Origin of the sequence: Dyadobacter sediminis, assembly GCF_005860765.1 — a bacterium.
Lineage (GTDB): Bacteria > Bacteroidota > Bacteroidia > Cytophagales > Spirosomataceae > Dyadobacter > Dyadobacter sediminis.
Map to the genome: position 1 here is coordinate 132,403 of NZ_VCEI01000011.1, position 20,955 is coordinate 153,357.

The window sequence follows — 20,955 nt, forward strand, 5'->3', positions numbered from 1 at the left end:
CTTTGATCTGCCGAATTGTTTATAATGGTAAATTACTGTGCCAACATTTTTTAACCAGTAAATAAAAATGGCTGGCGGTGTTTGCTACCGCCAGCCTGAGCTTATACTAAAATATTACAACAAAATGCCTTTTATGAACAGGAAGGCATATCAGTACCCCTCATTTTGTACAATTGCAGGGCTGCTGGTAATCACCGCCAGTGCGGGGATCGGGTAAAGAAGCTGGTATGCCTGTATGGGCGTCGAAATGCCCACAGTACTTTTGCCGGGTCCGGAGACCTTTGCATTCATAACCGTCATCGCACGGTCCGTACGAAGCAGATCAAACCAGCGATGTCCTTCAAACGGCGATTCGAGTCGTTCCTCATTGTAAACGGCTGCCTTGAACGTTTCATAAGTCAAACCGGCCAGATCGCTGAGCCCTGCACGTTTCCGGACCAGATTGACTGCTGCATAAGCATCGGCAACAGGACCTTTGTTGGCTTCATTCAAAGCCTCTGCATACATCAGCAGTATATCGGCGTACCGGATAATGTACCAGTCAGTGCCCGAATCCGCATAGCCACCGCCTGTTTCACGCTCTACATAGCCACGGACATATTTGGCAGCAATGAATGCTCCGCCGAGCGTATAGCCGTCAGCAATATTGTTCCGGCGTACATCGCCTTTGGAGTACGCAGCAGCAATATCGTCGGTCGGTTGGTTAAAGCCATAAGCACCTCCTGACGGAATAGTCACTCCTTCGGAGCCGGTAGGCGCAAAATGATTGGGAAGATTGGAGCCAAGGCCGTTTGCAGCACCTTTGTATTGAGCCTGCCAGATTGCTTCGGCATTTCCCTGCTGTCCGGCTTTGTACAGGTCCGCGTAAACAGGGAGCAGGCTGTACGTGCCTGAGGTAACCACCTTCTTAAATTCGGCAGCGGCCTCAGCGTATTTTTTCTGTGTCAGGTAAACCTGACCGAGCAGGCTTTGCGCTGCGCCTTTTGTAGCCCTGCCTACATTGGTGTCGTCATACGTAGCCGGAACAAGTTCCTGTGCCTTTGCAAGGTCGGCTTCTATGAGCGCGTACACTTCCTGAACCGAAGCGCGGCCTACTTTGTAGCTGGCATCGATATCCGTCACCGGCTCGGTCACCAGGGGAACGCCGCCGAATAACCGCACGAGGTTGAAATAGGCGAGTGCCCTCATGGTCAGCGATTCACCGGTATACTGTTTTTTCAGATTACCCGATACGGGGGAATCCTCGATGCGGGCCAGGATGCTGTTGGTCCTTGCGATCAGGTTGTAGCTGGTTTGCCAGAATGCAGTAAGGTGCTCGTTGTCGGTTGTTTCCCGGAATTCGTCGATGTTTCTTTTTGCATCGTTACCGGATGCACCGGCGACTAGTTCGCTGGTATTGTCGGAGCGTAGGTCCACCAGCAAAGGGTAGTATCCGTTGCCCGAATACACCTGCGATAAAGCCGCATAAGCGCCTACCACCGCCTGGGTGAAGTCGGATTCGGTTTTGAAAAAGTCCGTTTCGCCAATCTGTGAAATGGGTTTTGATTCCAGAAATTCTTCACAGGACGTTCCGGAAAATGCCAGGATAACGAGTGCGACAGCTATTTTTATATTCTTTGAGATCATGTCAATCAATGTTAAAGGTTGATCTGGGTTTAGTGGGATCAGAATCCGAGGTTAAGGCCAAATACAATTGTTCTTGCCATCGGGTAGGTACCATAATCAATACCGGGTGTGAGCGCAGAAGAAATCCAGGGATCTCCTTCGGTGGTATTCACTTCCGGATTGTAGCCGGCGTATTTGGTGAAAGTATGCAGGTTCTGAATGTTCACGTAGGCTCTCGCATTTTTAAGAATCGTGCCGTTGAGAATTTTGCCAAACCGGTAGCCGATGGTAACGTTCCGGATGCGCAGGAATGAAGCGTCGTCCACAAGGTACGATGAAATCGTGCGGTTGTTAGCCGAACTGCCGGCGCCAAACGTTCTGCCATCGCCCGGCTCTTCCGGCGATCTCCAGTAATTGACAGAGATTGTTCCGTTGTTGCGGTAAGCGCTGCGTTTGGTAAGGTTCATTACTTCCACGTCCTGGACGCCCTGCAGGGAAAACCCGAAATCAAAGTTTCCGTATGTGAAGCTGTTTGTCATTCCGTATGTGAATTTCGGAAGGTTATTGCCGATTATGGTCTTGTCAAGATCGTTGATCGTTCCGTCGCCGTTCAGATCCCTGAATCTGGCATCGCCGGCATAGGTATTCGGCAGATGTGCCGAGGCATTTACTTCGTCCTGTGTGTTGTAAACCCCATCATAGATATAACCGTAATAGCTTCCGAGCGGGCTGCCGATCTGGGTAATGTGCGTCAGGGAGTTTTCCTGCGCACGGTTGGCTACGATAATCGGTGTACCGCCCGCTCCAAGTGATTCCACCTTGTTTCGGTTGATGGAAATGTTGGCGTTGGTAGTCCAGGTGAATTTATCCGTCTTGAAATTTCTGGTTTCCAGTGCGATTTCAATGCCTTTGTTGCGAAGACTTCCCAAATTGCGCAATGCAGTTTCATAACCTGTTGAAAGCGGCACAGGAACATTCAGCAGCAGGTCCGAAGTCAGTTTGTTGTAATAGTCGAAGTTCAGGTAAATCCGGTTCTGGAAAAGTCCAAGATCAAGTCCCAGATCCACTTCCTTGGCCTTTTCCCATCCGAGGTTTGCATTGCCCAGCGAACCTTGTGCCAGGCCGCTGGCGATGGAGCCATCGCCTGATCCTAGAATGTAATTGCTGCCGTAGATCAATCCGACAGAGGCATAGTCAGGGATCTGGTTGTTTCCGATCAGACCATAACTGGCACGCAGCTTCAGCTCGCTTACGGCCGCTACATCCGCCATGAATTTTTCCTGGCCGATTCTCCATCCAACCGAAGCAGAAGGGAAGTTGCCCCATTTATTGTCCGAACCGAAGCGGGACGAACCATCACGTCGGAAAGTAGCAGTCAGAAAATACTTCTCTTCAAAGTTGTAAGTCGCCCGGCTGAGGAGTGAAAGCAGCGTCCATTGGGAGCGCAGCGAGCTTCCGCCGGTTACGATGCCCGCATTCAGTGTAGGCACCAGATCGTTCGGGAATGAATTTGCATTGACAGCCGTGGAGTTGAAAGAGGATTTCTGTTCTGTCAACCCGACCAGAACATTCACATTATGCCGGTTGGCGAATGTATTGTTGTAAGTCAGCGTATTTTCATTGATCCAGCTGATGTTAGTAGCCGCATAAGAACGACCGTACGAAGGGTTTACACTGATGAATGACGGTGAAAACTTGTTATTGTTGAACGTATTGACATCACCATTGATACTAGTTTTGAACTGCAGGTTTTTCAAGATATCAATGGTTGTAAACAAGCTGCCGACCGTGCTGAACTGGTTCATCGTGTTTTTGATGCCTTCACCAAAAGCCAGGGCGTTGTTGTAAATAATATTCTGCTCGGTACCATCGTCATAATGCAGCGTATACGATGTAGAATAGGTGCCGTCGGGTTTCAGGGCAGGGTAGATACCCGGCACGGACATGACCGTTGTGGCTACGGCGCCGTAATCCTGAATTCCGCCGGTTGTTGCGATCCGGTTGTTGGTGTAAGACGGGGCAATACGGAAGCCGACTTTCACCCTTTCAGAAGCTTTTGCATCCACGTTCAGACGGAATGCATATTTTTTGAAGCCGGAGTTAATGACAATACCTTCCTGATTCTGATAATTGCCCGAGAGATAATAACGTGCATTCTCCGTTCCGCCTGAGGCAGACAACTGGTAATTTTGCATGGGTGCCCGGCGATAAAGCAGGTCTTGCCAGTCGGTGAACGGGAGTGAAGCCGCATTTTTGAATTCGTCAGGGATTTTGTACTGCGGACCGCTTCTTACCGCGTTGGGGTCGGTCACGTTTCCGCCTGCACGCACCCAATCCGTATTTCGCTGGTCAATCTGCCGTTGCGCGTATTGTGCGTTCGTCATGATCCCGACCTTTTTTGCAATCTCCTGAAAACCGTAGCTCGCATTGAGGCTGATCTGCGCCTTTCCGGCAGCGCCTTGCTTGGTTGTGATGAGTACAACACCATTAGAGCCGCGCGAACCGTAAATGGAAGTTGCGGACGCATCTTTCAATACATCAATGGACTGGATATCACCAGGATTGATACTTGCCAGCGGGTTTACCGGAGACTGATCGCCGATATCACCGCCCTGGGCCGATGCATTGCTGACGGAGTTGTCAAGCGGCACGCCATCCACGACATACAGCGGCTGATTGCCTGCAGTAATGGAACCTGTACCCCTGATCTTCAGAGAAATACCGCCGCCCGGCGCAGCAGAAGTCTGCTGCACTTGTACACCTGCCATTTGGCCGGCCAGGGCTTCTCCAAACGAAACCACTGCACGGTCCTGCAATTGCCGGGAACTGACCGAAGCAACCGAACCCGTCAGGTCCCGCTTGGACTGGCTTCCGTAACCTACAACAACCACTTCATTCAGCGCCTTGTCGCCGGATTCCAGTTGCGGTGAAATAGTGGAACGGTTTCCAACCGGCTCTTCCAAATCACTGTAACCGATATACGTAAACAGAAGGGTGCTGTTTGCGGGCACCTGGATCTTGTAATTTCCACTGGCATCCGAAACGACCCCGTCCGTGCTTTGCTTCACCCGGATGGACACGCCGACCAGCGGCTGACCGGTTGCTTTTTCAGTCACCTGACCGCTCACTGTAACCAGATTAGCCCTGCCGGAAGTTTGTGCCCAGCCTGCAGTACAACAAAAAAACAGGAACAGCACTTTCATGAGTGTTCCCGGCGGCACTCCGCATGCATTGCGGAAATAATTAAAACATTCAGTAAACAATTTTTTTCCCATAGTTCATGGAAGGTTAGTGGTCTAGAAATGAGCAAATCGAAAGGTATCGAAACAAATATAATGTTTTTATTAAATATTACATCTTTTCATAAGAAAAAAATAATATTGTCAAGCTAAAAAGAAAGATAACGGAGGTTTTAGTAAAATTTTCTTTCTATGTAACGCTAAAAAAAGAAAATGCTTCCAGACAAATTTGTCTGGAAGCATCAGGTCTTAGCAGTTGGATAATGTGGTTACGGGCAGGGGCCAGCAGCTTGCTACTTGTATTGCTGCCAGTTTAACGGCTTGTTCATGAATGGCAACTGGTGCTGCTGTGCGTAATCGTTCCTGACTTTCTTCACATCGTTCCACCATTGATCCAGCGGATAGTGCAGCTCCCTGTAAATCAGATAACTTAAATCGGTTGTACGTACGGGCTGGTGATCCTTGATGTCGTCCAGCTGTTGCAGAAACTTCCGGCCGTTGGCTTGTTCCACAAGCGGTTGCCATTCCTTATACCAAATATCCGTAACCAGATGGAGCGTACTGTCGCGCTGTTCTTTCAGTTTGCTCACCAAATCCATGGCCGCATCCAGTTGTCTGATTGCTACAGACGGATTGGTGCCTGCTGCTGATGAAACTTTCTCAAGTATATCGGTTACACGGTTTAAAGTAAGCAGCATTCGCAGGTTCTGTCCGCACAGCGCAGCTACGGATTCCAGTACTTCCAGGTTATACAGCTGCGCTCCGGCACGCGATTTGTTTTCCCGGATCAGTTGAAGTGCGTATTCATTGCGCGGTACCAGCGACTTTGCGACTGAAAAGCGTTGTGCATTAACAGGTTGGATTTTTTTATCGATGGCAAGCGTACCCGGTTCAGGCACCGGCAACAGCGGCAGAGTCTGGTCTCGTTCAGGGTGAACGAACAAGCTGTCGGAATTGCCTTTGATCGGTGCCCGCCACGGTGATTCAATCCAGTCCCAGCTGTCGGTATGAAACTCCGCCTGCACACTCAGAACGCGGTAAACACTGTCCATGTCCTTTTGTACTGGCCCGTAAAACGCATTCATAAACCGGGCAGAGGCATCCGCAGGGGACAAGTTTTTACTGTTCCAGCCCGCAGCCGTACCGGTTGCGTATCCCAGCCAGAAAGTTTCAGGATGCAGCCCTGCATCGGCCCAGCCGGCAATTACCACACCCATGAAAGAGGACAGGTTTTCGGAAAAGGCAGTGTTGATTTCTTTCATCATGTCCGCTACCCGGCCCGACGAGCGGTCGCTTCCATCGGCCATCACAGCCGTTTTGGTATGCAGCGGGTAATAATTGGGAAATAGGGGTTCTGCGCCCTGCGTAGCCGTATAAACAAATTGCCTGATGCCGTGATTTTTATAATCCGATGCAATGGCTTTGTTGTAAACGCCATTGACAAGATGCGATGGCAATGCGGTGATATCTTCTTTTCTTAATGGAAATTCACCCCAGAACAGCACCGTACGGCCTTGTTCATGCAGTCTGTCAGCCATTTTCTTGATAAACCAGGCCAGCAGTTTTCCGTTTCCGCCCAGGCTGTCTGCCATTGCTTTTTCAGATGGCGCTTTTCCTGTATAGTAAGCCTCGTCATTGGAAAGAATGATAAACTTGCTTCCTTTGCTTGCCTGGATCAGTTCGCTGAACATGGCATCCAGTAATTTGAATGTGGCGGGATTGGTAACCGAGAACTGGTAATTGATGTCGTCGATCAGCCGCAGCTTCCGGTATTCGGGATGTTTCAGGATAAAGGAAACGTGAGCCGGAGCGTCGAGAAAAGGCACGAGGTCAACGAAATGTGCTTGGGCAAAGTCGGCCAGCTCCTGGTATTCCGCGGCAGTCAGGGCGTAGGGTTCTACAATGGCGGGTGCGGATTTGTATTGAAAGTGGCCTTCCAGTTTTATGGAAAATGCATTGATCTTGTAAGTGGAAGCCTGCCTGATAATGCGCTTCAGGGCACTCATTTTCTCGAGGTGATGGGCATCATCCCAGTAAATCATCCTGACTTCCACGTTGGGCCAGTCCGTAATTTCGCCTTGCGGAAGCTGTATTCTGGGAGCTTGCTGCCGGAGCAATTGTAAAAATGTCTGAATGCCGTAATACAAACCCTGTGAAGTATTGGCTGTAATGGTGATCCGTTCAGGTTTCATACTGAGCTGATAAGCCTGTCGTGCAAGCGCAGTCCGGTTTGTATCCACACTGGCTCCGATTGCAACAGCTCCTTCACGGACAACTAGCCGGATAGTGTATTTTTCTGTCTGCTCTTTGCCTTGAGTCATTTTAAGAGCAAGACCTGCTTCCTTCAGGCCCTGCTGCAAACTTGTTACCGGCTGTCCTTTTACCGAAGCCGGGTCAAAAGCAAGGGTCCAGCTTTTATCGATTGCAACCATTTTTCCGGTTAATTCTATTTGCTGTGGAAGCGGCAGCAAACCCGTACTTGATTCCGTTTTTGCAGTGGAAGTTGGCTGAGTACTTTTTACCTGCGCATTGCTCCTGAACTGAATAAGCAGGCAACAGCAAATCAGAAGCAAAAGCCGATTTGCAGATCTCATCCTTTGCGGCACCCGTTTCAGGATACTTGCTCTTTCAATGGTGACCGGAAAAGGTGAGTTGATCACAAATTTTTTTTGAAGAATGGTAATGGTGTACAAGGCAGCGTTTTTAGAGGTTAATTATTTGGTTTAGGAACTGTATTCTTCAACAATTCAGGCAGGAATAAAAAAAATATAATGCCTGACTTTTCCGGCTTTGCTTCCGATAGCATACATCATCGTTCATAATGATAAAACCGCAACTGCAATTAATAAGAAAACAATAAATAAACGAAGAAAAAATAAAAGTAAATCAGATAAATATAGAGATAAAGGTGTGATTCATATGAATAAGTAATAAATCGAAAGTAAAAATCTTGCAGATAGAAGCTTATTTGCGTTCAGCTACGTATGCCTGCATCATTTCGGGCGCGCTTTTTCCTTAAAGAAATCAACCGCAATTCCGGACAGTATTTTTCCTTTTTCGTCAGGCATTTCATGGCCGGTATTGGGATACACACACAATTGTCCAAGCCGGAGTGCCTTGTAGAGTGCAATGCTGTGTTCCAGTTTGATCATGTCCCTGTCTCCGCGTATGATGAGTACGGGAATATGGATCCGGGCCAATTTTTCATCCGGTATTTTAATTTCCCTTTCCCACATTTTCTGGTTTTCCTGCCAAAACTTGATCCACTTGTCCGGTTCAGGGTTTATCTTCTGATAATTACCCAGCCACTCCTGGTCATCTTTTACGGCTTCAACGGTATATTCCTTCAGAAGTTCACGTGCTTCCCGGGTTAGTCCGCTTGATCTGGAATTGGAAGCGCCACTTACCACTTTTTTGATTTTATCCGGCCTGTTTGCTGCCAGGAGCAACGACGTGTTTCCGCCCATGCTCCAACCCATTGCATAGGCACTGTCAAGTTTCAACTGGTCGATAAGCTGAGAGCAGTAATCGGCCAGCAGTTCTCCGCTCAGGCTATCGGCATGTTCGGAACGGCCGTGGCCGGGTGCGTCGGGAGTAATTACCCGGAAATGCCGGGATAGTTCGGGTATGATGCCAGCCAGATTTTCGATAGAGCCCAGTCCGGGGTGAAGAAGGAGCAACGGAACGCCCTGTCCGTATTCCTCGTAATAGATTCTTGTGCCGTGTATGGTTAAATACTTTCCGTTGTTGGAACCGTACTTCACAGGTTTTTCTGCCTTTTTGCAGGATGTAAAAAGCAAGCCCGACAGCACAAAGCAAAGGATTGATTTCATCTCGGTTCGTCAGGACGACGTTATTGGTGATGACTTAAATCTGTATGAAACCGTATACGCGTCTTTTTGAAAGTATGTTGAATATCCGGCAAATTTGTCAAGGCCGCTAATGGAACGTGAATGCCGTTTAGGTGTTAATGATTGCTGCCTCAGGCTCCTTTATTCCTGAAAAATTTATTTTGCAACTATTTGGTTGATAACTCAACCTATTATATATTTGCATATAATTCAAATGCAATGACGGACAGAGAAAAACAATTTGAGGAGAAGATTGAGCAGCAAATGGGTGCTCTGGTGATGTTCAATATCAATCGGATTGCGCATTTATTTGCTAAAAAGGGAAACCGTGAGCTGGCAAAAACCGGCTTTTCCTTGCTGATGGAGCAGCTTCCGGTACTGTTTATCGTGCATGCAGCTGATGAGCTTTATTCGCAGCAGGATATTGCCAATGCGATGCAGAAAGACAAGGCAGGCATTCAGCGCTCTATTCAGACGCTGGTGCGTGACGGATACCTGCGGGTAACATCGGATGTTACGGATCGCCGGAAAAACCTGATTGAAATGACCCCCGCAGGTAAGAAAATAATTGAGCAAGTTTCCGAAACCGCCCGTAACATGGATAAGCTGGTAACCGATCAGCTGGAACCCGGAGAAGTGGAAACCTTGACACGATTGCTTAATAAAGTAACAGTTATACTAAAAAGTTAACATTTATGCATATCGTTGATACCTCTACCATAGAGCTGTCAACAGTATTATTTTTTCTTTGATTCTTACCATTATGAAAAGAGTTTTTGTTTTACTGTCTTCCTTGTTCCTGTTGGGAACAGTGTCGGGAAAAGCTCAGTCAAGCTTGTCATTGAAACAATGCATTGATTACGGCCTGGAACATTACGGAACAGTGCGGCTTGCGGATTATCAGAAGCAAACAGCCGATCAGCAGGCACGTCAGGCGTTAGGACTGTATTTGCCACAGGTCAGCGGAACAGGAAATTTTACGGACAATATCAAACTGCAGACTTCGGTGATCCCTGCCGGGATTTTCGGTCCGGAACCAACGCGCATCGCATTTGGTCAGAAATACCAGACCAACGTAAGCGCCACGGCCACACAGGTTATTTATGACAAAGCACTGCTTCTTGGTATAAAGGCCAACAAACCTAATCAGCAGCTCGCCGAACTGAACAGCCGTCAGACCAAGGAAGACGTCATTTATAATATCACCAGCAACTATTACCAGGTATTTGTTGCCAAACAGCAGATCGGGCTTCTGCGCGACAACCTGGAACGTACACAGCAGGTACTCGATGTCCTGAAACTGCAGCGTGACAATGGCGTGATCCAGCCGGTAGATTATACGAACACGGAAGTTACTTACAACAACACTCGTTCGCAGCTTTCGGTTGCGGAAAACGATCTCAACCTTGCGCTGAACCGTCTTAAATATCAGATGGGACTAGCCCAGGACCAGCAGATCATGCTGCCGGATTCTCTGCCTCAGGACCAGGTTCCGGCAGCTGGGAATATGCAGTTTGATGTGAATAATCTGGCCGGCTACCAGCAGGGAGAAACCAATATTGCATTGCAGCGCCTGCAGCTCGAGCGCATTCGTGCCGGTTATCAGCCTACGCTGAGCGCATCGGCCAGTTACGGTACGCTGGCTTTTGCCAATGATTTCGGTGCCGCATTCAGAAACTTCAACGGGTTCGGAAGTGTAGGGCTTTCTTTGAGGGTACCCATTTTTGACGGATTGCAGCGCGATGCGCAGATCAACCAGCAAAAACTGACTGTCATGACGCAGGAGGAACAGCAGCGGCTAAATGCTTCAGCTTATCAGCTCCAGTTCAACAACTCCCAGTCGCAGCTGCAGCGTGCGCAGACTACGGTTCAGAATGACCAGCGTACCGTTCAGCAGGCACAGGAAGTCTACAATATTACCACGCTGCAGTATAAACAAGGTGTAAAAGCACTGAGCGACCTGATCAATGCGGATAATTCTTACCGTCAGGCGCAGTCCAACTATATCAATTCACTGATCGATTTTTATCAGGCCCGCCTCGATCTTGAACAGTCACAGGGCACATTATTATCATTTTACAATCAACTCTGAGTATTCGAACGAACATCATGAAAAAGTCAACCATTTTCGTCGTTGTAGCTATTTTGGCGATTACTGCGCTAATCGGCTTCCGGCTGTCTTCTAATAAAAAGAAGATAGATGAAAAAAAACAGGTCCCGACCAATACCAACGTTGCCATTCCGGTAACCGTTGCCAGGGTTGAAGAAGGTACCGTTACCCAGCAGCTTGTTAAAACTGGAAATCTGATCCCGTTCAAACAGGCAAGTATTACCGCAACCACAGGCGGTCAGGTTGTCAAAGTGAATTATGAACTTGGTTCTTTTGTAAAAGAAGGTGCCGTGCTCGTGCAGCTTGACAATCGTTTGAAAGAGCTTTCCCTGGAAGCTACCAAACTGAGCATTGACAAACTGGACAAGGATGTGAAACGTTATAACACCCTATTGGCCGGCAATGCGACGACCGAAATCCAGGTGAACGAAACAAAATACAATTACGAGAATGCAGTAAACCAGGCAGACCAGATCAGGAAGCAGATTCAGGATGCGAATGTAAAAGCGCCGATCAGCGGACAGATTGTTGCCAAGAATATTGAGCCCGGCGAGTACGTGTCGCCCGGAACGGTTCTTGGAACAGTGCTGGATGTGAACCGTTTGAAAGTAAATGTACTGGTGAACGAAAGCGATGTTTACAGTCTGAAAGTCGGACAAACAATTAACCTTTCTGCGGATGTTTTTCCGGGTAAAAAGTTTAGCGGACGTATTTCGTTTATTTCGCCGCAAGGCACTGACGAGCACAACTATCCGGTCGAAATTACGCTTGCCAACAATGCCGGGCTTAAAGCCGGAACGTTTGTGAATGTGGATTTTTCACGGACTTCCAACCAGAAAGTGTTACAGATCCCGCGCTCGGCGCTGGTTGAAAGTATCAAAAATCCTTATGTATATGTTTTGGAAGGGAATGTAGCCAATCAGCGGAAAATCAAAGTAGGCCGCGATATGGGAGATACGGTTGAAGTATTAGAAGGCCTTTCAGCCGGTGATCAGGTAGTAACTACCGGCCAGCTGAACTTGACAAACGGGAAGACCGTACAAATCACAAAATAAATCAGATAAACTATGTCAGTTACCGAAGTAGCCGTTAAACGGCCGTTGTTGATCCTCACGGTCTTCATTGTACTGATTCTGTTTGGTGCATTGAGTTACAAAGAGCTATCATACAATTTGTTGCCAAAGTTTGAAGCCAATGTCATCAGTGTGGCAACCACTTATCCCGGCGCATCCGCGGATGAAGTGGAAACCAATGTAACAAAACGTGTTGAAGATGCACTTTCATCCCTGGAAGGTCTGGACCGCATGACTTCCACTTCTCAGGAAAGTGCTTCCATCATTGTTATCCAGCTTAAAAACGGGGTGAATACTACCCTTGCACAACAGGATGCACAGCGTAAAGTAGAGCAGATCCTGAACGACCTGCCGGACGAAGCCGAGCGTCCGATTATCAATAAATTTTCAACGGATGAAATTCCGGTACTCCGTATGGGTGTAACCGCGAACCTTGCCCCGACAGCACTTTATGACCTGATAGATGACAACATCAAGCCGCAGCTTTCCAACGTGTCCGGCGTAGGGCAAGTGAATGTGATCGGCGGCAGCGAGCGTGAGATTCAGGTGAATGTAAATCAGGACAAGTTGCGTGCATACGGCATTTCGATCACGCAGGTATCGCAGGCGATTGCAGCAGCAAACACCAGCTACCCGGCCGGATCGGTGGAAACGCGTGAACAGCAGTTCTCGATCCGTTTTGATGCTTCTGTAGAAACCATGGCGCGTTTGCGGAACCTGATTGTTGCGCGTAAAACCAATGGCAGTGAAGTGCAGCTGAAAGATGTGGCCGAAGTGGTGGATGCCACGGTAAAGCCGACGGCTATCAACCACATCAACGCGCAGCCCTCCATCGGTATGCAGATCCAGAAACAATCCGATGCCAATGCGGTGTCGGTCAGTGAACTGACGCGTACCCGGATTGCAGAACTTGAAAAACAGTACAGCAACATCAACCTGAAATTCAACATTGCCAACGATCAGTCGGTGTATACACTGGCTTCTGCCGATGCAGTGGTTTTTGACATGATGCTTGCGATTGTAATCGTATCGATCGTGATGCTGCTGTTTTTGCACAGTTTCCGTTCAGCGATGTTTGTGCTTGTGGCGCTGCCATCTTCCATGATCCCGACTTTTGCGTTGATGTACCTGATGGGATTTTCATTGAACCTGATGACCTTGATGGCCCTTTCGCTGGTAGTCGGTATTCTGGTCGATGACTCCATTGTGGTTCTGGAAAACATCAACCGTCACCTTGAAATGGGTAAGGACAAGCGGAGAGCTGCACTGGAAGGCCGGAGTGAAATCGGCTTTACTGCGCTTGCGATTACCCTTGTGGACGTTGTGGTGTTTGTGCCGCTGGCGATGACAGGCGGTCTGATCGGGAACATCCTGCGTGAGTTTGCGCTGGTGGTTGTATTCTCGACATTGATGAGTTTGATCGTTTCCTTTACTTTGACACCGCTTCTGGCTTCCCGTTTTGGAAAGGTTGAAATTCTGAGCCGCAATTCGCTGTGGGGCCGTCTGAACCTTGGTTTTGAAAATATCATCACGCGAATTACCAACTGGTACGGCCGCGTGCTCGAATCCTCATTGCATCATAAAAGATGGGTTTTTATTGCCGTGCTTGCGATGTTGTTCGGTGCCATTGCACTGGTTCCGGCCGGTTTTATCGGTGCTGCATTTATGCCGCAGGCGGATCAGGGCGAAATGGCAATCAATGTGGAACTGGCTCCGACTGCCTCTATTTACCAGACCAATGCAGTAGCCCAGCGCGCGGAAGAGATTATTATGAAGCATCCGGAAGTGGTGAATGTGTTTTCCAATGTCGGTTACACAAGCAGTGGTATCGCTACGTCCTCCAATGCCAACGTTGCTGACATCAATGTAAAGATTATAGACAAGAAAGAACGGACGATTTCAACTGATGATTTTGGTCAGATGCTGAAAAAAGAAGTAGGGCAGATTCCGGGTGTAAAAGTGACGGTGAGTCCTGTCGGGCTGGTCGGTAACTCGCAGGCGCCGATCCAGATTGCCGTAAAAGGTACAAATCTGAAAGACATTCGTAAAACAGCTGAAACAGTTATGAACGTTGTCAAATCCGTTCCGGGAACACAGGATGTTAAATATTCTGTAAAAGATCCGAAGCCGGAAGTTTCCGTAAATCTGGACCGTGAAAAAATGGCTCAGCTAGGAATCAATGCGGCGGAAGTAGGCGGTGCCTTGCAAAATGCCTTCCGTGGAAATGACCAGTCCAAATTTAAACAGAACGGAAACGAATACGATATTCTGATCAGCCTCGATCAGTTTGACCGCACAAGCGCAAACGATATCAGCCGTTTGACATTCGTAAACAGTCAGGGCAGGACTTTTGAGCTATCGCAGTTTGCCAGTATACAGGAACAGATCGGCGAGAGCGTTCTGGAACGTGTGGACCGGTTGTCCTCGGTTACGGTTAATGCACAGGTTGTAGGCCGTCCGGTCGGAACGGTAGGTGCCGATATTCAGACAAAAATGGGGCAGCAAAAGCTTCCAACTGGCGTAAGTATCCAGTATCTTGGCCAGTTGCAGCAACAATCCGACGCATTCGGAAGCCTTGGCCTTGCCCTGCTGATTGCCATTGTACTGGTGTATTTCATTATGGTGGCGCTTTACGAAAGTATCATTTATCCGTTTGTAGTATTGTTTTCGATTCCGGTGGCGCTTATCGGTGCGTTCCTGGCGCTGGCGCTGACCATGGAAAGCCTTACGGTATTCTCGATTGTGGGTATGATCATGTTGCTGGGTCTGGTGGCCAAGAATGCGATCCTGATCGTGGACTTTACCAATCAGCTGAAGGCGGAAGGAAAAGATGTGGTGCATGCCTTGATCGAAGCCGGAAAAGAGCGTTTACGCCCGATCCTTATGACAACCCTTGCGATGATTCTGGGTATGCTCCCGATTGCTTTGGCCAGCGGTGCCGGTGCGGAAACCAAAAACGGCATGGCTTGGGTAATCATTGGCGGACTTACTTCCTCCATGTTACTGACATTGCTTGTGGTGCCTTCCACGTACCTTGTCATTGACCGCTTAAAAGCACGTTTTACCAGAAAAAAGACCGTTGAAACTGAAACTCTGGAAGTTGTTTAAGTAAAATAATCAGTTCGTTAACATACCGCAAGTTCAAAGCGGAAAACCTGAATGCTCCGGAAAATTTTCCGGAGCATTTTTTATTTAGGATCCTAAAAGCCTTCTGTTCTTTAACTTGATTTTAGCAAGGATTGCGGATGTTTAGTCACAATGCACACATACTATAAAGCATCTGTTCAGGAAATCGCCGTTATATAAATGCTTTGGCTTACTTGATGCTGCTTTCTTTCCTTGCAATTTCCGGCACAAAGGAAAGAGGGGATTGTGCTATCTATTTATCCACTAGAAATTTGGACGCAGTACCGGTTGTTTTAAAAAATCTCGTACAATGCTGCGGGTACTTATTTTCGGGAAGAAGAGGACGCTTTCTTGTCAGACACAAGTATTGTGATTCTTAATCGTACCGTTCAATACATTTGTCCCCCAAACTAAAAATGCCGCTCCTGAAATCAGGAACGGCATTTTGCAGAGAGGAAGAGATTCGAACTCTCGATGCAGTTACCCACATACTACCTTTCCAGGGTAGCTCCTTCAACCACTCGGACACCTCTCTGTGTGGTTTCAAGGGTGCAAATATAGCTTTTTTAGATTTACATGCAAATTATGGACGCATAGAAATCAAAGATTTAATTAAATACTCATTTCTCCGCGCAGTGGTGTTGCCAGCATTCGGGCACACTTTGCGGGGTCATTTTCCCGGCCGAAAACATACATCATCTTGGTAATGGCCGCTTCTGCTGTTATATCGGAGCCGCTGACAACGCCGACCTGCTTTAAAAACCTGCTTGTCTCATAGTGGCCTTGTGCAACACGTCCGCCGTCGCACTGAGACACATTGAACAGAACCATTCCTCGGGAAATAGCTTGTGCAACGGCATCCAGAAACCATTGGTCCGTCGTTGCATTACCCGCCCCGTAAGTTTCCAGAACCACGCCTTTCAGACCTTCCATTTGCAGAATGGAATGTACAACACGGGCATTGATACCTGGAAACATCTTAAGAAAAGCCACATTTGTATCCAGACGTTTTTGAACTTGCAATGTTTTTCCCGGCTCAAAAGGCTTTATATAAGGCCAGTTGTATTCGATGCGTACGCCGGCATTGGCGAGATAAGGATAATTTTCGGAGTGAAAGGCATTGAAATTGGAACTTTCCTGTTTTTTGGAACGGTTTCCGCGAAGCAGCATGGAGTTAAAATAAACACATACTTCCGAAATAACCGGCAAACCCTCGCTGTTACGGGCCGAAGCAAGTTCAAGTGCCGTTATCACATTTTCTCTCGCATCCGATCTGGCGACCCCGATGGGAAGCTGCGCGCCGGTCAGGATGACGGGCTTGTTCAGGTCTTCCAGCAAATAACTCAGCGCCGAAGCGGTATACGCCATGGTATCGGTTCCGTGCAGAATTACAAAGCTGTCATAATGCGTGTATTCATCGGCAATAATGGTGGCGAGTTCGATCCAGATGTCGGGGTTCATGTTGGACGAATCAATCGGCTCGTTCAATGATAGAAAGGTAATGTCGAAATTCAGCCTGCTTATTTCAGGAACTCTTTCAATGATCTGGTCGAAATGAAAGGGTACAAGCTGTTTTTCCTTTACTTCGTACACCATTCCGAGTGTGCCACCCGTATAAATAACCAGTACCGAACCCACTGTAAGTTCCGGCGATGCAGTTGCAATATGGATTTTGTTATAAGTCATTCCGGCAGTACATTCAAGAAAAACAGGTCATTATTTTTTTAGTAAATTCATAGCCGTATGGTCCGTTGCCATGATCAGTTCGGATTTTGGAATCTGTTTCAGATCTGCAACCCGCTGTGCAACAAGGTCGATATACGCGACTTCGTTTCTTTTACCCCGCAACGGCGTCGGGGCCAGATACGGGCTGTCGGTTTCAAGTACGATATGTTCCAGGTCAATAAAAGGAATTACTTTATCCAGTCCGCCGTTCTTGAATGTGGCTACGCCGCCGATCCCGATTTTAAAACCAAGTTCAATGGCTTTGTTCGCTTCTTCCAGTGTTCCGGTAAAACAGTGAAAAATCCCCTTTAACGCACTGTTTCCAAAATCTTCGATCAGCTTCACCGTTTCCCAAAAGGCATTTCTGCTGTGAATGTCGATCCAGAGATTGTGCCTGACGGCCAGTTCGCATTGATACAAAAAAGCTTTTTCCTGCTGCTCCCGAAAAGTTTTGTCCCAGAAAAGATCCATCCCGATTTCGCCGATGGCAATGAACTGGGCTTTGCTTAACCAATCCTCCACAATCTGCAGTTCTTTTTCAAAATCGTCTTTGACGTAAGTAGGGTGGAGGCCGATCATCGGCAGGCATTTGCCCGGAAATCTTTCTGCGAGTGCCATCATGCTGTCAATGGTTGCATGATCACAATTTGGCATCCAGATCTGCTGAATTCCTGCATTCCAGGCCCGTTCGAGCATTTCTTCCCGGTCATCTGCATAATCATCGCTGTAAATATGCGCGTGCGTTTCAATCATTTTTTATTTGTATAAGCAGATCATCATAATAGAATTCTTCGGCATACGATTGGAAAAATTCATGTAATCTGATGTTACGAAGTCAATTTTACTTTTTAAATATAACCGTAGTGCTGTCATTCGTATTCCCTTCCTTTCCATACTGTTTTGCCGGGAAGAAGGTAAATAATCAGCATCAGAACGCTGATACTAACCATATAAAACCAGAAAAAAACAGCAATCAGAGCCAGATCCTTCTGCTTTAGAATGCTGATGGTTGTAAAGGCTGCACCTGTAATTGCCAGGTAATGAATCCAAAGCAGTTTATGCGACAAATCCGGATTCCAGAACATCAGGATCAGCAATGCCGGAACCAGGCATGCTGAAACAATAACGGTGAGCCTCGTTGCCCAGAATGACTGCATGACTCCGTGTATCCATCTTTTGCGCTGTCTCAAAAGTTCGCTCCATGTATTGACCGGCTCCGAAAAATTGAGGATTTTACGGTTAAATGCCACGTCGAAATCGTATCCTTTTCTGACGATTGCCATGAAGAGCGTATAGTCTTCCACAACGGAAAAGCCAATGGATGCATAGCCGCCGATTGCAAAGTAGGCTTCTCTGGTGACGGCCATATTGTTTCCCATTCCCGTAATCGGAATCTTGTTGATGGCAGCCAACCGAATTGTACTCAGCACATAAAGCCATTCCATGGAAATAAAATCGGCCAGAAAATGGCTTTTTTTCATGCGTGTCACACCAACCACAACGCCGGTCTTTTTTCTGAAATGCAAGAGCATCGCTGTAATCCAGGTGGGCTGAACGGCAATGTCGGCATCGCAAAAGAAAAAATACTGGCCTTTTGCCAAATGCGCAAGCTGTTCAAGTACGTTGGCTTTTCCTTTCAGGCCGGGCAGCGTTTCAGTAATTTTCCGGTATATAAAATGGGGTTTGTCGGCAATGTAACGCTTGATAATTTCCGCAGTCTGATCGTCTGAGTCATCATCTCCAATAATAAATTCGATCTTATTTTTACTGAACTCAAGCTCGTGGAGCGATCTCAGGCACCTTTCTATATTTTTCTCTTCATTACGGGCAGCAACTAAAACACTTATTTGAACAATATGATCTGTATTCGGCATTTAACATTTGGTTCTGTTGAGATGGATTCTTCTTCCTGCAAATGCCGTTAATGCATCGGCAATGCTTCAAAGCTATATCCCAGTGTGCTGAAATGTTCCAGAAAAGCGGGAAGTGCATACTGCATGTTGGTCGAAGCTTTGATGCTGTCGTGGAACAAAACAATTGAGCCAGGCCGTGTATACTCAATGGTTTTTTTTAAACAAATTTCAGGAGAAAGTTCTGCGGAAAAATCACCGCTCAGTACATCCCACATAATGATTTTACGTGTTTTCCGTACCTGTCGCGACTGACTTCTGCGGATACGGCCGTATGGCGGCCTGAACAGAACCGTGTCAACCGCAAGCTGCTGTTCGCATTGCGCTATGTTCTGCAGATAAAGTTCATCTTCGGTCTTCCAGCCGTTCAGATGATGAAAGGTATGATTTCCGACTGCGTGTCCGTTTGTGCGTACTTTCTGAAATATTTCCGGGTACTTGCGGACATTGTCGCCGATGCAGAAAAAAGTAGCCTTGGCAGAATACGCATCGAGTGTTTCCAGTACAAATTCGGTAATGCCCGGGATCGGACCGTCATCAAAAGTGAGGAAAATTTTTTTTTCCTTTACCGGTACATGCCAGATAAAACCGGGAAAGAATGCTTTCAGCCAGAAAGGGGAATAATGTAAAAACATTCAGTAAAAAATTAGATCCGGTGCCAAGTTCAGCATAAACAGGAATAAAACGAAAGGAGCTGCCCATTCAGAGCAGCTCCTTTTTTACTAATAATATAGAGGCTGGCTTAATGTTTATTCGTTAAGCATGGGCAAATGTAGGATTGAAAATGGACACTGACTTGGCTTCCAGAAAAGATTGCCCCATCAGATACTCATCGATTGCCCGCGCTGCCTCACGACCTTCACTAATGGCCCAGACAACCAGGGATTGTCCGCGGCGGCAATCGCCCGCAGCAAAAACTTTTTCATTGCTGCTGGATTGATACCCGTTTGTCTTGATATTTCCGCGCTCGTCGAACTCAAGTTCAAGATCCGAAAGCAGTCCTTCCTGTTGCGGATGCAGGAAACCTGCTGCAAGGAACGCAAGGTCACAAGGAATACTTCTTTCGCTTCCGGGCACTTCCTTCATTTGCATCCGGCCTGTTGCAGGATCTTTCTGCCAGTCAAGATCCACAATTTTCAGTTCTTTAAGGTTGCCGTTTTCGTCACCGACAAATTCTTTTGTATTGATAGACCAGTGTCTGTCGCAACCTTCTTCATGCGAAGTGGACGTGCGCAGCATCATCGGCCAGTTTGGCCACGGCGTACTTGCATCGCGTTCTTTCGGCGGAATCGGCATCAGTTCAATCTGTGTAACAGAAGCAGCACCATGACGGCTCGAAGTTCCTACACAGTCAGAGCCTGTATCGCCTCCGCCAATCACTACTACATGCTTGCCTTTGGCGATAATCTGTCCGTTTGCATAAGGTGCGCCACGATGGTCATATTCCGGATTAATTCCTGCCACGCGCTTGTTTTGCTGGCTCAGGAATTCCATCGCAAAATGAACGCCTTTCAGATGACGGCCGTCAATTTTGACATCCCTCGGAACCGTAGATCCCATGGTAAGCAGTACAGCATCAAATTCATCCAGCAGCTCATCCGCTTTTACATCCACGCCCACATTCACGTTGGTCCGAAACTGAACGCCTTCTTCCTGCATCACTGCCAGCCTTCGGTCAATTACATGCTTGTCCAGTTTGAAATCAGGAATGCCGTAACGGACCAGTCCGCCGATTTTATCAGCTCTTTCCATCAGAACAACCGTATGTCCCGCCTGATTAAGCTGATAGGCTGCTGCCAGTCCGGCCGGGCCGGAACCAACGACTGCAATCTTTTTACCGGTACGTGTTTTAGGCATTTTCGGCTTGACAAGATTCAGTTCAAATGCCTTTTCGATGATTGCCTTTTCAATGTATTCAATGGCAACCGGCGGTTTGTTGATGCCCAGTACACACGACGACTCGCACGGAGCCGGGCAAATGCGTCCGGTAAATTCCGGAAAGTTATTCGTAGACGATAAAATTTCGTAAGCAAGAGCCCAGTTTTCATCATAAACGGCGTCGTTGAATTCCGGGATTATATTTCCCAACGGACAACCGTTATGGCAAAAAGGAATTCCGCAGTCCATACAACGGGCTGCCTGCTGTTTGGAACTAGAGTCGTCGGGTGCGTTTTCAATTTCACTGTAATCGTGAAGGCGTTCTTCAACGCTTCTTTTCTTCGGCAACTCCCTTTCAAACTCTAAAAATCCGGTCGGTTTTCCCATTCTTTATATGCTTGTTAAATCGTTATTCTTTGTTAATAATGTTCAAAATCC

Annotated in this window: 13 protein-coding genes and 1 tRNA gene; 4 read left to right on the forward strand and 10 right to left on the reverse strand. The window is 47.5% G+C overall.

Annotation, left to right across the window (positions count from 1 at the left end):
* Window positions 1-150 precede the first annotated feature (150 nt).
* From FEM55_RS01530 to FEM55_RS01545, 4 genes are all read right to left on the reverse strand, one after another.
* Window positions 151-1,626, reverse strand: a complete 1,476-nt coding sequence (locus FEM55_RS01530) for a RagB/SusD family nutrient uptake outer membrane protein (RefSeq protein ID WP_138279560.1) — start codon at window positions 1,624-1,626, stop codon at window positions 151-153.
* 38 nt (window positions 1,627-1,664) lie between these two features.
* Window positions 1,665-4,880, reverse strand: a complete 3,216-nt coding sequence (locus FEM55_RS01535; RefSeq protein ID WP_138279561.1) for a SusC/RagA family TonB-linked outer membrane protein — start codon at window positions 4,878-4,880, stop codon at window positions 1,665-1,667.
* 257 nt (window positions 4,881-5,137) lie between these two features.
* Window positions 5,138-7,438: a glycoside hydrolase family 20 zincin-like fold domain-containing protein gene (locus tag FEM55_RS01540; protein WP_138279562.1), complete on the reverse strand. Its 2,301-nt coding sequence runs from the start codon at window positions 7,436-7,438 to the stop codon at window positions 5,138-5,140.
* 399 nt (window positions 7,439-7,837) lie between these two features.
* A complete protein-coding gene (locus FEM55_RS01545; protein ID WP_138279563.1) occupies window positions 7,838-8,677 on the reverse strand; it encodes an alpha/beta fold hydrolase in 840 nt (279 codons plus the stop codon).
* 237 nt (window positions 8,678-8,914) lie between these two features.
* Between FEM55_RS01545 and FEM55_RS01550 the strand changes: the two genes are divergently transcribed.
* The 4 genes from FEM55_RS01550 (at window position 8,915) to FEM55_RS01565 (ending at window position 14,986) form a co-directional block, all read left to right on the forward strand.
* Window positions 8,915-9,385: a MarR family winged helix-turn-helix transcriptional regulator gene (locus FEM55_RS01550; protein WP_229209046.1), complete on the forward strand. Its 471-nt coding sequence runs from the start codon at window positions 8,915-8,917 to the stop codon at window positions 9,383-9,385.
* A 73-nt stretch (window positions 9,386-9,458) separates the two neighbouring features.
* The gene (locus tag FEM55_RS01555) at window positions 9,459-10,787 is read left to right on the forward strand and encodes a TolC family protein (RefSeq protein WP_138279564.1); all 1,329 of its coding nucleotides are present in this window, start codon (window positions 9,459-9,461) and stop codon (window positions 10,785-10,787) included.
* A 17-nt stretch (window positions 10,788-10,804) separates the two neighbouring features.
* Window positions 10,805-11,860, forward strand: coding sequence for an efflux RND transporter periplasmic adaptor subunit (locus tag FEM55_RS01560; RefSeq protein WP_138279565.1), 1,056 nt, complete (start codon window positions 10,805-10,807; stop codon window positions 11,858-11,860).
* Between the two features lie 12 nt (window positions 11,861-11,872).
* Window positions 11,873-14,986, forward strand: a complete 3,114-nt coding sequence (locus FEM55_RS01565; protein WP_138279566.1) for an efflux RND transporter permease subunit — start codon at window positions 11,873-11,875, stop codon at window positions 14,984-14,986.
* 466 nt (window positions 14,987-15,452) lie between these two features.
* Here the strand turns inward: FEM55_RS01565 and FEM55_RS01570 are convergent.
* From FEM55_RS01570 to FEM55_RS01595, 6 genes are all read right to left on the reverse strand, one after another.
* A tRNA-Ser gene (locus tag FEM55_RS01570) sits at window positions 15,453-15,539 on the reverse strand.
* Window positions 15,540-15,616: 77 nt separating this feature from the next.
* A complete protein-coding gene (locus FEM55_RS01575) occupies window positions 15,617-16,690 on the reverse strand; it encodes an asparaginase (RefSeq protein ID WP_138279567.1) in 1,074 nt (357 codons plus the stop codon).
* A 30-nt stretch (window positions 16,691-16,720) separates the two neighbouring features.
* A complete protein-coding gene (locus tag FEM55_RS01580; RefSeq protein WP_138279568.1) occupies window positions 16,721-17,482 on the reverse strand; it encodes a TatD family hydrolase in 762 nt (253 codons plus the stop codon).
* 116 nt (window positions 17,483-17,598) lie between these two features.
* Entirely contained in the window at window positions 17,599-18,603 is a 1,005-nt protein-coding gene (locus tag FEM55_RS01585; protein WP_138279569.1) for a glycosyltransferase, read from the reverse strand.
* A 47-nt stretch (window positions 18,604-18,650) separates the two neighbouring features.
* Window positions 18,651-19,274, reverse strand: a complete 624-nt coding sequence (locus FEM55_RS01590; RefSeq protein ID WP_138279570.1) for a polysaccharide deacetylase family protein — start codon at window positions 19,272-19,274, stop codon at window positions 18,651-18,653.
* A 121-nt stretch (window positions 19,275-19,395) separates the two neighbouring features.
* Window positions 19,396-20,904, reverse strand: a complete 1,509-nt coding sequence (locus FEM55_RS01595) for a glutamate synthase subunit beta (RefSeq protein WP_138279571.1) — start codon at window positions 20,902-20,904, stop codon at window positions 19,396-19,398.
* Between the last annotated feature and the right edge of the window lie 51 nt (window positions 20,905-20,955).

What these genes read in the sequence shown, in the direction of transcription:
- FEM55_RS01580 (WP_138279568.1), bottom strand. Translation starts at nt 17,482, where the DNA reads ATGATTGAAACGCACGCGCATATTTACAGCGATGATTATGCAGATGAC.
- FEM55_RS01565 (WP_138279566.1), top strand. Translation starts at nt 11,873, where the DNA reads ATGTCAGTTACCGAAGTAGCCGTTAAACGGCCGTTGTTGATCCTCACG.
- FEM55_RS01560 (WP_138279565.1), top strand. Translation starts at nt 10,805, where the DNA reads ATGAAAAAGTCAACCATTTTCGTCGTTGTAGCTATTTTGGCGATTACT.
- FEM55_RS01535 (WP_138279561.1), bottom strand. Translation starts at nt 4,880, where the DNA reads ATGGGAAAAAAATTGTTTACTGAATGTTTTAATTATTTCCGCAATGCA.
- FEM55_RS01545 (WP_138279563.1), bottom strand. Translation starts at nt 8,677, where the DNA reads ATGAAATCAATCCTTTGCTTTGTGCTGTCGGGCTTGCTTTTTACATCC.
- FEM55_RS01585 (WP_138279569.1), bottom strand. Translation starts at nt 18,603, where the DNA reads ATGCCGAATACAGATCATATTGTTCAAATAAGTGTTTTAGTTGCTGCC.
- FEM55_RS01590 (WP_138279570.1), bottom strand. Translation starts at nt 19,274, where the DNA reads ATGTTTTTACATTATTCCCCTTTCTGGCTGAAAGCATTCTTTCCCGGT.
- FEM55_RS01575 (WP_138279567.1), bottom strand. Translation starts at nt 16,690, where the DNA reads ATGACTTATAACAAAATCCATATTGCAACTGCATCGCCGGAACTTACA.
- FEM55_RS01550 (WP_229209046.1), top strand. Translation starts at nt 8,915, where the DNA reads ATGACGGACAGAGAAAAACAATTTGAGGAGAAGATTGAGCAGCAAATG.
- FEM55_RS01555 (WP_138279564.1), top strand. Translation starts at nt 9,459, where the DNA reads ATGAAAAGAGTTTTTGTTTTACTGTCTTCCTTGTTCCTGTTGGGAACA.
- FEM55_RS01540 (WP_138279562.1), bottom strand. Translation starts at nt 7,438, where the DNA reads ATGAGATCTGCAAATCGGCTTTTGCTTCTGATTTGCTGTTGCCTGCTT.
- FEM55_RS01595 (WP_138279571.1), bottom strand. Translation starts at nt 20,904, where the DNA reads ATGGGAAAACCGACCGGATTTTTAGAGTTTGAAAGGGAGTTGCCGAAG.
- FEM55_RS01530 (WP_138279560.1), bottom strand. Translation starts at nt 1,626, where the DNA reads ATGATCTCAAAGAATATAAAAATAGCTGTCGCACTCGTTATCCTGGCA.